Below are 12,891 nucleotides of genomic sequence, written 5' to 3'. Positions count from 1 at the left end.
TCTGGAAGGCGCCTCGCAAACCAGGAAGTAACCTTGTGTAATTCAGGATGGCGGCTTTTCATCACATCTTCATGGCCGTAAAGTGCCTGCGTTGCGGCACCACCGTAACCGGGGCCAGGAACCCACAAGCATGACGCGACATTTTTACCTGAAGAGGATGCTCAATGACGACTCTCCCTGGATTTTCTTACGCGCTCGCTGAAGATAGCGCGGTTTATCACCTTATTAACCTGCCCCTTCCCGACACTGCGGATCTGTTCGAACTGGTTGATGCCTGCGCCGCCTGTGTCAGCGTGCTGGTTGAAACCGACGATGCAGTAACCCACGCTACCCTCTGCGCGCGCTTGCTGGCAGGACTTAAACGCCTGCGTGAACGTTGTGATGCTGAACTCCCACCGCATCTGGTTGAACGGCTCATCGCGGGGGAAACGATCGTTTCCTGCGTGCCGGACTGCTGGCAGGAGACGACGTTGCAGGTGGATTATGCGCTGGCACTCACTCGCGCGGTAATGGGCGGCACGCTGCCTGCGAACGTGGCGAAAGACCTGACCGGGCTGCTGCATGATATGGTCTGGCTGCTGGCGGAGTTTGTGAAAGAGCCCTATATCACGGCACACTGAGCCGGGAGACCGGGCAGCGGCAGGATCCGTAAAAAGATGCTGAAAGCTGTTAAGTCGAGTATCGAATGATAAGGTAGATTTTCCACTACATTTCGGGCAGGTACAAAAGTGAATATTGCAGAGAAATATGAATGGAGTAAGAATAACTACCTGGTGAGTACAGACAGAGCAAAACTGGATGTACAGGCCATCCATCGATATTTAACGAGATCGAGCTGGGCAAAAGGCATTCCTCTGGATATTGTCTCTGCGTCAGTCGAAAACAGCCTTAACTTTGGCGTTTACCATAATGAAAATCAGATTGGTTTTGCTCGCCTGATAACGGATTACGCCACCTTCGCCTACCTTTGCGATGTTTATGTCCTTGAAGAATACCAGGGAGAAGGGCTCGGAAGATGGGTTATGGAATGCATACACAGTCACCCCATTTTTGTTCAGCTCCGCAGGGTGATGTTATTTACAACCACAGCGCCCTGGCTTTATGAAAAATTTGGCTACGAGCCGGTAAACAGAGAAAACTATGCATGGACCATTACGCGGCCTGATATTTATATAAATAGTAAAAAACCTGACTGATAAACAGGCATAGCACAATTTAAATTTTATCAGGCAGTCCATTGCCATTATAACGATGGCTTTGACTCAGCAAAGCATGCATCTTAATGATGTATTAAACCTATTTCGCTCGTTATGGAAAAATATTTACTTCTGACGGAAAAGCACCATTCCGGCGTGATGAAGTTCGTCATTACTGACAAAGATCCCATCAGCGGTAAAACCGGAGTCGTCCTGGTAGTAGATTCTGTTTTGACGAATTTCATAGTCCCCCTGGTAGGCACTACGCCGGGTGCCGCGTGCTTCATCGTAACGTCCATCCGGTAAAAGTTCATGGCGAATTAATCCATCTTCAGTAACCCAGACACCTGTGTAAAGCATTTCGTTTTCCATCTATTGTCCTTAGAATGTCTATTCACGATAAGATTAATGACATTGTTGTTGCAGAGTTGCTTCGGCACCCTTTTAATGGTGCTTTCCTCGTATTTTTCACTTCATCAGAAGTGTTTCTTTTGGATTATCAGAAATTAATCTTGCCGTCATATAGACCCTGTTCTTAACAGATGCTCCCAGGATTTCATAGGATTTACCCTCCTCCTGTGCCAGTAAAGAGATTTTTTTCTCAGCGCTGTCAATGGTTGAGTCGACAGCACTAATAGTCTGGGCGCTACTGTTAAAAGTCATGAAAGACAGAACTGCCGCTACAGTGAAAGAATAAATATTTCTCATGATGATTCTCCTGATAATTGGCGATATACCTTATTTTGTTAAGGCGAGCGGTTACCGGGCACCATACCCGCCAGATGTATTTAATTTAAAATGGATGTAAATATTACAATCGTGCTTCAGTTTGCAGACGCGGTTGGTCTGATGGTTATTTCTGTTGTATCAACGCTTTCCGGCGCCTCAATGATATGCCTTACGGCACGGGCAATGTCAGCAGGTTGAAGTGCAACAGCGCGGTAAACATCCATCGCCGCCATGGTTTCCGCATGGGTAATGGTTGACGCCAGTTCACTTTCCACCACGCCAGGATTAACGCACGTTACGCGGACTTTCGAGCTTTCCTGGCGTAAACCATCTGAAATAGCCCGCACCGCGAATTTAGAGGCACAATACACTGCCGCCGTTGGCACAACGGAAAGAGCACCAATAGAGCCAATGTTTATTATCTGACCAGAGCCCTGCGCTTCCATCAGCGGAAGCACGGCGCCAATTCCCCACAGCACGCCCTTGATATTAACGTCAATGGTGCGCTCCCATTCATCCTGTTTGCCAGCCGACAGCGGTGAAAGCGGCATAACGCCCGCATTGTTGATAAGAACATCTACACGGCCCCAGTTATCCAGCGCGGCCTGTACGAAGTCAGCCATAGACTGTCGGTTTGTGACATCCAGCTGCTGGGCTTTCGCGATACCACCCGCACTGCAAATTTCTGCGGCAATCGCCTCGGTACGCTCCACTCTGCGTGCTCCCAGTAAAACCTTCGCGCCAGCTTTTCCAAGCTCTCTGGCAATGCCTTCTCCAATACCACTTGATGCGCCGGTAATTAATATCACTTTATTCATGATGCTCTCCTTCAGTTGAGTTCGAAGAGATAATAGATCCTCTCGATTAGTTCCAGTATCCTGCTCTCACTGGACTCACTGGTTAGCATCGTTAAACAATGAAGATTGATCTTAACCTTTTACCCGTTTTCATCGCGGTGGCAGAAGAGCATAGTTTCAGTAAGGCCGCGGCACGGCTGGGCGTTACCCGTTCGGCGGTCAGTCAGGGAATACGACGGCTTGAGGATGCCTTTGGGACAATGCTGGTCATGCGCACAACACGCTCAGTGAATTTAACGGAAGCGGGAGATCGGCTGCATAAATCTCTGTCATTACCGGTAGCCGGTATTGAAGCCGCATTCGATGATATGGCTTCTGACGATATGCCACGTGGCCTTCTCAGGATCGCAGTGACCTCGATTGCGGAAGAATTTCTTTCGGGTCCGCTAATCGCCTCGTTTGCGGCAGCGAACCCAGCGGTGACGCTTGATATTGTTGTCACGGATGAGGAGTTTGATATCGTGGCAGCAGGCTACGATGCTGGCGTGAGGCTCGGAGAAGTCATTGAAAAAGATATGATTGCTATTCCGCTTACCGGAAAGCAACGTGAGATGGTGGTTGCCTCTCCCTCCTATCTCGCTGCCAACGGCATACCCGTTCACCCGCGTGAGCTGATGCATCATCGGTGCATAGGCTGGCGACCAGCCCCGGATGTTGCGCCTTATCGCTGGCCATTTGAAGAGAACGGGAAAGCGTTCGACATGGCGATTGAACCGCAGATTACAACTAACGATCTGCGTCTGATGCTGAGGCTGGCTCTTGCCGGTGGCGGCATAACGCTTGCCACTCAGGAAACATTCAGGCCGTATATTGAAGGTGGTCAGCTTGTATCATTGCTTAATGATTTTCTTCCCCATTTTCCTGGCTTTTATCTGTACTTCCCTCAGCGTCGCAATATTGCGCCAAAGCTCCGCGCCCTGATTGACCATGTCAGGGAATGGCGGCAGCAATCTGCTTAATCGGGGGTATGGCTGCGTCCGGCGGCGCTACGCTTGCACGGGCCTACGGTGAGTGCCGAGGTGGGTTTGTTTAATGGCTGGCAATTGATGATTGGTTTTCGCAGGACGGGTAAGGCGTAGCCGCCATCCGGCAATGCAACTCTTAAAGCCGCATCCTGTTCGATCAGGAGGACATTATGCGATGTGCCAAGAAAAAGTATGTATACGTATGAATAATATGTGTGTCGTCTCCTCGTCATGGCTCGCCTGGAATCATCAGAAAGGATGACAACAAAGCCAGTCATGTCGCAGATAAAGCGTTATGGTAATTCCAGAGGTACATCACTGCCATCAAACATTTCCCTTAAATACTTTGCAAGCGATTTAGAATCTTTTGCTGCAGGAATGGCCACGTGATATTCGCTGATGCCAATTTTTTTGGCGGCATCATCATTAAGCACGATCACAAGTTTGTCATCTGTGAGTTGAACGGAACGAATGGAGTCAGTTAATTCATATTCCGTTGACTCACTCTGGAATCCAATGCATTCGTTAACGGGTAATTCATCTTCGTCGAATCGTCCGATTATGATAAAATTTTTTGGATCATGACTGTCATCCCCTATTCCGATGGTGAAGACATCATTTTCTTCATAGCAGTTAATACACGCTGCAATAAAATTTTTAACATTACTCATCAGTTCTCCTTATCTTGCATCATTTTGCTCCTGACAGATTTTATCGTAAGTCTGGCGTTCATTAAGATGGCTTGTATCCTAAGAGTAACCTAAGATAGTACCCGCACCAATTTTTATAGTTTGCTATTTTTAAAAGGCAAAGTATATATTTCCGGCATAGCGAAGCGGCTGTTGATGCTGTGATATGCTGCACCAGCTACACCCACCTTACAGCAATAGATGGGCTTCGCCAGGATCACCGCAAGTACACTTTTATTAAAAATCAAGATCGACTTTAACTACTCCTGATGCATCTATTTTATCATCCTGAGCAGTAAGCATATCAACAAACTCATCGAAGGAGTTTGCTATTTTAGTCAGCCCGGAGGTCACTACTGAATCATTGAATATTGGATCAGACTCGTGATCCCAAAACCAAATCTCTCCCGACATACCTCCCTTGAGACAAAGACAAATTTGATTATCACCAGACGAGGCTCCTATCGGTAACCATTGATCGCGAAAATCATTCCGGTATGTATCAGCCATTTCAAAGACAGTATATTCTTTACCCGATTCTGCAAGACCGTATAAAGACTCAAGCGTATCAGTTCCTTGCTCATCAGACCATGGAGATGGTTGTAACGCTTTGAAAACAACATTTACATCAAAAAGAACAGAAACGCCAAAATGAAGTAAACAGGCACGATAATTTTCAGGAATTGGCCCTGTTGATGCTTCTAATGTATTTAAAATCTTTTTCAGTTCATCTAATGGTAATATTGTCGATTTCGCTCCAAAGCGCTCTAATTTTTTCAACAATGTTCTTTCCTCCATATACCTTATGCGTAGCCAATATGGGGCACATTGGCATGAAGATCTCTCGGCAGAAGAATTATGGTAGTTTCAATCAGATGATGTGGAGTGTGCATCTTTTTCCTTAACAAATTCTGAGTCGCTTTCTGTGAAATGCCTCTTTTATCTAAAAAGACACTATTATCAATAGTAAAATACAAGCATATCTGACATTGTTTTTATCACTATTTATCTATTTACTAACATCTAAATGTAAAAAAATAAGCCATAATCACATTCTAAATATGGCTTATTTTTGAAATATCATAAATCAACAGTTACATTCATTCCTGCATCAAGAGATGTCTCACATATTTTCTTGTAAAATTCAGTAAAGCCATTAGTAATTTTATAGATATTGCCGCACTCATTTTGCTCAGCGATCTCAAACTCTTGGATATCATCCTCTGCATGTAGATGTGTTCTGTCCCAATAATACACACCTTGGCTTTCACTGCCATTTAATATAAGGTAAAAGTTACCTCCAGGATCATCACCAATAATTAACTTATCATCAATGAAATCAAGTTCACTTAAAAAATTATCATTTTGACGAAAAATGTCGTAGTTTGGATTTTTCATATTTATTCCAAAAAGGGCATAAAAGGCGATAACCCCTTCATCAACACCTTCATACTCCAACTCACAAAAATCCGGAGATTTTACAACAAAGCCATTTTTCAACCTGAGGAATTCTTTATAATCTTCAGGTAAACCGACTTTTAATTTTCCCTCCAAAACTTTAATTTCATCTTTATTTGCAGGTTTTCCGTATGAAATAGGCATAAGCTCTCCTTGCTAAGGTCATGACTTAGTGATCTTAGATACTCCACCTCTGTTATGGAAAAATCGATGGTAGTAATTAAAGCCGGAAATTAATGGTTTCCGGCATATTCCATTCATTTATCTAAATAACAAAACATGTACCCTAGCCATAAAAATAATCATAGAATGCATTAAAACCTTCATTACCGATAAGAGGCGCAATTCTTTTCCGCAACTCATCAATAAATTCACCTTTCACTTCGTCATTATCATCTGCTATATCAAAGATATCGTATTGACCATATACCAAATCAATAAGCTCAGCTAATGAAAATATAAATCCAGAGAGACTGCCAGCTATTTTAAATGGTTCAATTACATCATAACTAGCGTAGACAGAGGTATTCCCTTCATCGATAACCGCAATTATAGGTTTACCTCCACCTAAATCATCACCAAAAACAAGATAATTGTTTGGTAAGTCTTCATAACCACTTTGAGCCTTCGAGAGCTCACTGACAGAGTGAATTTTAATTGGCGTGAAGCCTGTTTCAATTTTTAACTTTTCAGGATTATAATTTTTATATAAGTAATCGATATCTGATGAACGAGGTAAGTTGAACGGGAAAGCATTATCCAAGTCATTGAGTGTGTTGAAACTCCCGGACAGCGAGTATTTTTTGCAAATAGCGGCTAGTTGCTTCAAAGCCTCTTTAATCCCTCTCATCAGCCCTCTCAAAAGTATCTATGATTACCCCCCACATAGTGAGTGAAAAATATACTTTACGAAACATACTTCCGTTCAGAATAATATCAATTAATAAAAAACAGGCGAATTTTTTCTTTTCGCCAGCTATATTTCACTTATGTTGCGTACAAAGCAATAACAAGATAGTTGGCTCCTCACCAAATAAAATACTTCTATTATTTATCTCTTGAATTGACAAAAGAAAATCATGCTTCAATTCCTCATCCAAGTTATTGATATTACTTATCTTAAGTAATAAAAACTCGTCTTGCTTTAGGTTTAAAGATGTCATCCCCTCTTCTGGGAATCGCAAACTAGTCAGACAATCTATGAACGCATGGAAATTATTACCATAGAAATCAGGAAAGCCAAACAACTGCTTAACCCTATCATGAAATTCTGTAACATCATTTATTTCTTTAAAATCAATAGATAAGGTAATTACTTTCATTACTTCCATCCTCCTAGACCGATCTCTATGAAAGTGTTGTAATGGTCGTGACTATAAAATGCTTGACCTGTATTACCTAAGCTATATTTTTTAAACTGGGGAGTGGATAAGAATTTTAGCCTCATAAATATCACGCAGCAACAGCGATAGCATATTAATTAAAAAATCGCCACTAAAAATAATTTATTAAAACAACTAAACTATTGCCGAGAAGAATCCCGGCATATATTTACTCTTCTTCCAACTCAAAAGAGATTGCTTTATTGTTGAGAAAATCTTCTATTACTGACAGAATTTTCTTATAATTACCGGAGTGAATTTGAATAAAAAACTCATCTTTTTTCTTTGCTATTTCGAAATCAGCCCCCCAGTCAGATGAAGAACCTTTTATAGAAAACCCAAATGCATTATCTGAAGAATGACTCAAAATGTATGAATCACTCTTTTCGAAAGCAACTTTAATTCCCAAGAAGATATCATCTTGGTGAGAACCGTTTACAATCAAATGATATTCAATACTCATAATTATCTATCACTCCCATGAACTCGACCTCTGACAACAGGATAATCAGCTGGATTTCGGATACCTATATGAGTTAAATTAGGGTCCGTTGAAATATTACCCAAACCGTCTAACTGATCACCTAAATGATTCTGTTTATGTATATGTGCGTTTAGGCCAGACTTAGGTGTTAACTGACCATCACTCATATTCATTGATTGATTTCCATATGGATGAATACTTACTTCTGAACCATCAACATGATTCCATGTCTGATTTTTTGCAGCACTATTACTAACTTTCGTTTGAGTGAAACCATTTTTTGAAAGAATATCTTCAATTTGATTAACAGACTTGCCTCTTAACTCTGGTAATTTGCCAGAAGCACTACCACATGTTAAACCCAGCGGATCAATCCACCCCAACGGATTCGGCGCATACTGATAAAGGTTCCACCCGCCATTCAACCCTATCGGGTCCTGCACAATAAACCGCCCGACCTGCGGGTCGTAGTAGCGGAACAGGTTATAGTGCAGCCCGGTTTCACCGTCAGCGTACTGCCCTGCATAGCGAAGCGGTTGATGCGCCATCGCTGTGCGATTCACAACCCGTGAGAACCCTTCGCTCTGGTGGCGCACCTCGCCAAAGCTGCCGTACTGGCCGCTCCAGCGCACTGCGCCGCGCTCGTCGGTCACTTCCAGCGGCGCGCCGTTCAGGTCGGTGTTGAACCAGTAAATCTCACCGCTGCTCTGGTCACGAAGGTGATCCACCCGCGCCAGCGGGCTCCAGGCTTCATTCGGGTCGTATACATACGTGCTGCACAGCCCGCTCTCCTGCTGCTCCTGCAGCAGGCGGTAGCCCTGCCACAGGAAGCGGGTGTCGGTGGTGCCGTGCGCGGTGGTGACGATTTTGCGGGTACGGCGGCCCAGCGCGTCGTAGTGATAGCGCGCCTCAAACCGCCCTTCCGGCCCGGTTCCGCGGGCGGACACCAGACGGTTCTCGGCGTCATACGCATAATGCTGTTCATACAGCCCGTTGCGGCGGCTGACCAGGTTGCCCCAGTGGTCGTATTTCATAAACAGCGCCTGCCAGTGCTGCAGGCGGTTATCCGTGACCGGTACCGGATCGTCATTGGCGGCGAGGTTATCCGCTGCGTCGTAGCTGAACTGCGCGCGGCTGTGCCCCTGTCGGGCCTCGTAGTGCTTCAGCAGACGCCCGGCGGCGTTATGACGGTAAGCGATCTCATCGCTTTCAATACCCAGGGCAACGCCTTCGGCGGTTGCGGGTGATCTTGCCGCTCAGATCGCAGACGTATCGGTTTGCATAAGACAATCATGCTACCGCCACACCCTGATAAATTAAGCTATCTGCACGATACTTATGTTACTTTCTAAAAAGTAGGTTAAATAGAAAAAACTTACTCAAAGTATCCTGCTTTTTAAGGTCGACTTTTTCGGCATTACCTATTCCAACCGTAAACCAAAATCTCTGCCGGACATACATGCAAGCCCAACTTTCCCCCTCATGAGCAACTGACTCGCAGAGAAGGGATTTGAGACCGGGCGCAGCGTCACCATGAATATTTCTAACAGCTATATTTTTCTGATGGCGGATAATTATGATGTGTAGGAGCTATCCAAGTAACATTATCTGGCTAGACATATGGACAAAGGGATTAAGTGTACGCCTATGTAGCACTTCCGCAAGATTACAATAATAAAAAAGCCGGAAAGATAAGAAGATCTTTCCAGTCCTTTTTATTAATAAGTTAACTAATTTATAAAAAACAACCTTACCATTCTTTCAGATTATCAACTGAATCAAACTCTTGGAAACCAATTCTATTTTTTTTGCAATATTCAACGGCTTTATCCCATATATTACCATCAAAAACAATTACACTCCCCCCAGCGACAGGAGTAAAAAACCAGTAAAAAAGAAATTGGTAACCTTTCTTTATTAAAGAATTTATTACACTTACATCAACACCACCATAATCATCATAGAGATTAAGTAGTTCAGGTTTCTCAGGAAAAATCTCTTCAGGCAATCCTTTATTAATTCTTAACTTATTTTTCAGAAGCATCTTTCGATACTCCGCCAGTTGCTTATTCACTTGTTCATTATTGTTGCCATAAAAATAAAGCCCATTTCTACTTAGGGCTGAGCAAGCATCAAGTCTTTGTCCCTCTTTATTAAAACACATAAGATTAGTAAATAAAGAGGACAATAGCCCCTCCGATTTTTCAGTTAAAAAACCATAAGGACCATATCCATTACTATCTATATTATATTGATAGCAAATACAATAAGCCTCCGATGGTAAATCAGTTTTGAAATGACCTGATTGAACTATCCATTCGGAAATAGGAAATTTAATTAATTTCTCAGGCATAATATTTACCATGTAAAAATCACCTCATTACCTTTAGGGTCAATAGCATGCACATGACCATTAGAATGATGCTCAGGAATACCAGTTTGACCAGCATCCGGGTGGCCGTCGGGATGTTCAAACCAATGATTTTTCCCATTAGGATTACGCCTATCTAGTGATTGTCCACCATTGGCTTTCATTTTCCCCCAATTTTCACCACGACTGGTTACATTTAAATCATCCAGACTAATGTTTTCACCACCTCGCGAAATTCGGGGTACTTGCGCATGTTGCTGTGCTTGTCTCAAAGCATCATTTCGACTTTTAGCTTTTACAGTCTTGCAACTTAAACCCAGCGGATCAATCCACCCCAACGGGTTCGGCGCATACTAATAAAGGTTCCACCCACCATTCAACCCAATCGGATCCTGCTCAATAAACCACACAATCTGCGGCTCGTAGTAGAGGATAGATTATTAATTATTTCTTTGTTTGTGGTTCAAGAAAGGATTATATCATATCAAAACCGGGCGAATTTCTCACCCGGCCTTCATTCTTTTTTGCTTAAACATTTTATTACTAGCGAGTCTAACTCTATCCATGCATCTTCTAATTTAAAAGCCAAATCTGGTTTGTTTTCCACTTTATCAAAACTAGCATATGCATTTCTTATCATTTGAGGTATTGTATATAAATGCAAAGCTAATTCTTTATCTATGGACTCATTATTTTTCAATAGGTTAGCAAGCTCACCTAAACTAAAAACCAAATCATTATACTGTTCATCATTGAAAACCATATTAATTCTAACATTATTAACAAAATCATTATCAATTATTTTTTTCTTTACATCACTTAACATAAATCACCTATTTAAATATGATGGCTTCGTGAGGAATCTCACCAAAAATCAATACTTCCTGAGGCGCCGCAGCAGCATTTCAAGTAAACGGTGTTTGTAAATTCTCTGCTGATGCCTGGCTTCTGGTAGAGGAAATCCGAGGGTCACGCGAATGCGGAGCACCTACAAAATGTTAGGTCGGTGCTGTTTTATGATAAGATATTGTTCCTGTTGTTCTTTTATCCGCTCACATACTCTCACATTTATAAGGCGTCACCGCTCTTATGATGAAATTACCATTACTTAATCCCCATGGAACAAACTACCCCCAGCGGATTCAGCGCATACTGATAAAGCTTCCACCCAGTATTCAACCCAAACGGGTCCTGTACAATAAACCGCTCGACTTGCGGGTCGAGCGGTTTATTGTACAGGACCGTTTCAACATCAGCATACTGCCCTGAAGAGAGTTAAATCTCTTATTAAACCAATACCTACTGTATACTCATTCGAAAAATTTCAAATACATCCAGAAGTTCATCAAACGTTAAAAATTCATTTCGTTTATTGAGTTTGTACAAACCTGTATTCACATCCATTACTTCTGACATACAGCTCAAATCATCCCACACTGTAAATCTTGCTATATAGTTTTCGTTTTCGAAATCTATCACTAGACTATTGGATAACTCATTTTGATTATGAGAAACAACATAATCATCTTGTTGAATCACCCATTGCTCAAATTTATTTAGCATCTTTTTCTAACTTCCCCATTAATTTTCTCACCTTTAATAGTAATGTTTTGTGCTGTTGGCATTTCAGGAATTTCCAAACCTTTGCGTTTAGCTAACCGCCCTTCAATAGAATCTGGTACTACAATTTTTGCCCACCCTTCATTGGTTGGTACTAATGTTTTTTCCGGGACATCAAATTCAACATATATCGCACCATTCTTAGCCTGCTTGCCAAAATAGCTGGGTAGGCAACATGAGTAGTTCCTGTTGAGCTTTGTATTACTTTTCCTATATCAAGCATCTGTTGATATTCCGATGGTCCCATCCAGCGACCTACAGTCGCCGTTAATCCAAGCGGATCAATCCACCCCAACGGGTTCGGCGCATACTAATAAAGGTTCCACCCACCATTCAACCCAATCGGCTCCTGCACAATAAACCGCCCGGCCTGCGGGTCGTAATAGCGGAACAGGTTATAGTACAGCCCGTTTCATTGTCAGCATACTTTCCGGCATAGCGAAGCGGCTGATGCGCCATCGCCGTGCGATTCACAACCCGTGAGAACCCTTCGCTCTGATGACGTACCTCGCCAAAGCTGTCGAACTGCCCGCTTCAGCGCACCTCGTCGTATTCGTCGGTTATCACGAAATCGATTTGGCCTCTTCTGGCAGCACGAGGTTGAAAAGATCTGTAGATACAGCGTGATTTTAGATGAATGTTGACCTTATCTGGGATCGGTATATTCATCCTTTGGTTATGCGTGTATTCACTATGTCATTCACATAATGTTCAATCGAAATATTGTGCTCCCGATTAATCTGAGAAATGAATGCGCTAAGATGCTCTTGCGATGCATGAAGGGTCGTGGCAATAAGGTTATCAAAATCGTTCTGAGTAAATCGTTTATGTCCCTTCAACGTCGAGTGCTGAAGCAAAGTGTGTGCGGTCACTTCCAGGACGGCCCGCCGGTAATGATCGGACAGCAGGACGTCAAGATCGGTCTGAAGAATATCAAACTCAAAATAAAAGCTGACAAATCCCGATTCAACAGGTAATGAATAAATCAGTTTATCACCTAACTTCTCAACGTTAGGTTCATATCCTTCGCCCATTACTCGCGTAGTCTGCATATAATCCCTTTCCTTTCATGCATTAGATTAATTCTACTTGAAAAAATATACAACGTTACTCTTTTAAATCTTACTTAAAAGGCCTGTA

17 protein-coding genes and 3 pseudogenes are annotated in these 12,891 nt (G+C 42.8%); 3 read left to right on the top strand and 17 right to left on the bottom strand.

Annotation, left to right across the window (positions count from 1 at the left end; genetic code table 11):
* The first annotated feature begins 164 nt into the window (after positions 1–164).
* Together ACTJJI_RS01710 and ACTJJI_RS01705 are read left to right on the top strand one after the other, a co-directional pair.
* On the top strand, positions 165–620 hold the full coding sequence (locus tag ACTJJI_RS01710; protein ID WP_047024277.1) for a hypothetical protein: 456 nt from the start codon (positions 165–167) through the stop codon (positions 618–620).
* Between the two features lie 108 nt (positions 621–728).
* Complete coding sequence (locus tag ACTJJI_RS01705; protein ID WP_440652825.1) at positions 729–1,196, top strand: GNAT family N-acetyltransferase; 468 nt, start codon at positions 729–731, stop codon at positions 1,194–1,196.
* Between the two features lie 126 nt (positions 1,197–1,322).
* Here the strand turns inward: ACTJJI_RS01705 and ACTJJI_RS01700 are convergent, their stop codons facing one another.
* The 3 genes from ACTJJI_RS01700 to ACTJJI_RS01690 form a co-directional block, all read right to left on the bottom strand.
* Positions 1,323–1,556 carry an Atu4866 domain-containing protein gene (locus ACTJJI_RS01700; protein WP_020684585.1) on the bottom strand — a complete coding sequence of 78 codons (234 nt, stop codon included), beginning with the start codon at positions 1,554–1,556 and terminating at the stop codon, positions 1,323–1,325.
* 108 nt (positions 1,557–1,664) lie between these two features.
* A complete protein-coding gene (locus tag ACTJJI_RS01695) occupies positions 1,665–1,904 on the bottom strand; it encodes a hypothetical protein (RefSeq protein ID WP_020684584.1) in 240 nt (79 codons plus the stop codon).
* Between the two features lie 116 nt (positions 1,905–2,020).
* Complete coding sequence (locus ACTJJI_RS01690) at positions 2,021–2,743, bottom strand: SDR family oxidoreductase (protein ID WP_020684583.1); 723 nt, start codon at positions 2,741–2,743, stop codon at positions 2,021–2,023.
* Between the two features lie 98 nt (positions 2,744–2,841).
* Here ACTJJI_RS01690 and ACTJJI_RS01685 point away from each other — a divergent pair, with 98 nt between their 5' ends.
* Positions 2,842–3,741 (top strand): LysR family transcriptional regulator, encoded by a 900-nt coding sequence (locus ACTJJI_RS01685; protein WP_440652822.1) that lies wholly within the window; start codon positions 2,842–2,844, stop codon positions 3,739–3,741.
* 299 nt (positions 3,742–4,040) lie between these two features.
* Here the strand turns inward: ACTJJI_RS01685 and ACTJJI_RS01680 are convergent, their stop codons facing one another.
* The 14 genes and pseudogenes from ACTJJI_RS01680 to ACTJJI_RS01615 form a co-directional block, all read right to left on the bottom strand.
* Positions 4,041–4,418 (bottom strand): hypothetical protein, encoded by a 378-nt coding sequence (locus ACTJJI_RS01680; RefSeq protein WP_440652820.1) that lies wholly within the window; start codon positions 4,416–4,418, stop codon positions 4,041–4,043.
* A 255-nt stretch (positions 4,419–4,673) separates the two neighbouring features.
* Complete coding sequence (locus ACTJJI_RS01675) at positions 4,674–5,219, bottom strand: SMI1/KNR4 family protein (RefSeq protein ID WP_440652818.1); 546 nt, start codon at positions 5,217–5,219, stop codon at positions 4,674–4,676.
* A gap of 297 nt (positions 5,220–5,516) precedes the next feature.
* Positions 5,517–6,038, bottom strand: a complete 522-nt coding sequence (locus ACTJJI_RS01670; protein ID WP_440652816.1) for an SMI1/KNR4 family protein — start codon at positions 6,036–6,038, stop codon at positions 5,517–5,519.
* 142 nt (positions 6,039–6,180) lie between these two features.
* Positions 6,181–6,744, bottom strand: coding sequence for a hypothetical protein (locus ACTJJI_RS01665; RefSeq protein ID WP_440652814.1), 564 nt, complete (start codon positions 6,742–6,744; stop codon positions 6,181–6,183).
* 133 nt (positions 6,745–6,877) lie between these two features.
* A complete protein-coding gene (locus ACTJJI_RS01660; protein WP_052950849.1) occupies positions 6,878–7,216 on the bottom strand; it encodes a barstar family protein in 339 nt (112 codons plus the stop codon).
* Positions 7,217–7,445: 229 nt separating this feature from the next.
* Positions 7,446–7,739: a hypothetical protein gene (locus ACTJJI_RS01655; RefSeq protein ID WP_440652812.1), complete on the bottom strand. Its 294-nt coding sequence runs from the start codon at positions 7,737–7,739 to the stop codon at positions 7,446–7,448.
* Between the two features lie 374 nt (positions 7,740–8,113).
* Positions 8,114–8,944 (bottom strand): annotated as a pseudogene (locus ACTJJI_RS01650) (RHS repeat-associated core domain-containing protein); the annotation flags it as partial.
* Between the two features lie 566 nt (positions 8,945–9,510).
* The gene (locus tag ACTJJI_RS01645; RefSeq protein ID WP_440652810.1) at positions 9,511–10,125 is read right to left on the bottom strand and encodes a hypothetical protein; all 615 of its coding nucleotides are present in this window, start codon (positions 10,123–10,125) and stop codon (positions 9,511–9,513) included.
* Positions 10,119–10,469, bottom strand: a complete 351-nt coding sequence (locus ACTJJI_RS01640) for a hypothetical protein (protein ID WP_440652808.1) — start codon at positions 10,467–10,469, stop codon at positions 10,119–10,121. Before ACTJJI_RS01640 ends, ACTJJI_RS01645 begins: the two co-directional genes overlap by 7 nt.
* A gap of 176 nt (positions 10,470–10,645) precedes the next feature.
* On the bottom strand, positions 10,646–10,957 hold the full coding sequence (locus tag ACTJJI_RS01635; protein ID WP_440652806.1) for a hypothetical protein: 312 nt from the start codon (positions 10,955–10,957) through the stop codon (positions 10,646–10,648).
* 278 nt (positions 10,958–11,235) lie between these two features.
* Positions 11,236–11,388: pseudogene (locus ACTJJI_RS01630) on the bottom strand (RHS repeat-associated core domain-containing protein); the annotation flags it as partial.
* Positions 11,389–11,430: 42 nt separating this feature from the next.
* A complete protein-coding gene (locus tag ACTJJI_RS01625) occupies positions 11,431–11,694 on the bottom strand; it encodes an immunity protein TriTu family protein (protein ID WP_440652804.1) in 264 nt (87 codons plus the stop codon).
* Positions 11,688–12,213: pseudogene (locus ACTJJI_RS01620) on the bottom strand (RHS repeat-associated core domain-containing protein); the annotation flags it as partial. The gene ACTJJI_RS01625 and the pseudogene ACTJJI_RS01620, both read right to left, overlap by 7 nt.
* A 203-nt stretch (positions 12,214–12,416) precedes the next feature.
* Positions 12,417–12,803 carry a hypothetical protein gene (locus ACTJJI_RS01615; RefSeq protein ID WP_046889708.1) on the bottom strand — a complete coding sequence of 129 codons (387 nt, stop codon included), beginning with the start codon at positions 12,801–12,803 and terminating at the stop codon, positions 12,417–12,419.
* Positions 12,804–12,891 lie beyond the last annotated feature (88 nt).

Origin of the sequence: Enterobacter sp. 22466 (assembly GCF_052044775.1) — a bacterium.
GTDB lineage: Bacteria > Pseudomonadota > Gammaproteobacteria > Enterobacterales > Enterobacteriaceae > Enterobacter > Enterobacter dissolvens.
The sequence above is the reverse complement of the archived record's forward strand: the minus strand, read 5'-3'. Positions and strand labels throughout refer to the sequence as shown.

Coding starts and splice junctions, on each gene's coding strand:
- ACTJJI_RS01665 (WP_440652814.1), bottom strand. CDS start 6,744: ATGAGAGGGATTAAAGAGGCTTTGAAGCAACTAGCCGCTATTTGCAAA.
- ACTJJI_RS01635 (WP_440652806.1), bottom strand. CDS start 10,957: ATGTTAAGTGATGTAAAGAAAAAAATAATTGATAATGATTTTGTTAAT.
- ACTJJI_RS01615 (WP_046889708.1), bottom strand. CDS start 12,803: ATGCAGACTACGCGAGTAATGGGCGAAGGATATGAACCTAACGTTGAG.
- ACTJJI_RS01695 (WP_020684584.1), bottom strand. CDS start 1,904: ATGAGAAATATTTATTCTTTCACTGTAGCGGCAGTTCTGTCTTTCATG.
- ACTJJI_RS01690 (WP_020684583.1), bottom strand. CDS start 2,743: ATGAATAAAGTGATATTAATTACCGGCGCATCAAGTGGTATTGGAGAA.
- ACTJJI_RS01660 (WP_052950849.1), bottom strand. CDS start 7,216: ATGAAAGTAATTACCTTATCTATTGATTTTAAAGAAATAAATGATGTT.
- ACTJJI_RS01670 (WP_440652816.1), bottom strand. CDS start 6,038: ATGCCTATTTCATACGGAAAACCTGCAAATAAAGATGAAATTAAAGTT.
- ACTJJI_RS01710 (WP_047024277.1), top strand. CDS start 165: ATGACGACTCTCCCTGGATTTTCTTACGCGCTCGCTGAAGATAGCGCG.
- ACTJJI_RS01685 (WP_440652822.1), top strand. CDS start 2,842: ATGAAGATTGATCTTAACCTTTTACCCGTTTTCATCGCGGTGGCAGAA.
- ACTJJI_RS01645 (WP_440652810.1), bottom strand. CDS start 10,125: ATGGTAAATATTATGCCTGAGAAATTAATTAAATTTCCTATTTCCGAA.
- ACTJJI_RS01655 (WP_440652812.1), bottom strand. CDS start 7,739: ATGAGTATTGAATATCATTTGATTGTAAACGGTTCTCACCAAGATGAT.
- ACTJJI_RS01700 (WP_020684585.1), bottom strand. CDS start 1,556: ATGCTTTACACAGGTGTCTGGGTTACTGAAGATGGATTAATTCGCCAT.
- ACTJJI_RS01625 (WP_440652804.1), bottom strand. CDS start 11,694: ATGCTAAATAAATTTGAGCAATGGGTGATTCAACAAGATGATTATGTT.
- ACTJJI_RS01680 (WP_440652820.1), bottom strand. CDS start 4,418: ATGAGTAATGTTAAAAATTTTATTGCAGCGTGTATTAACTGCTATGAA.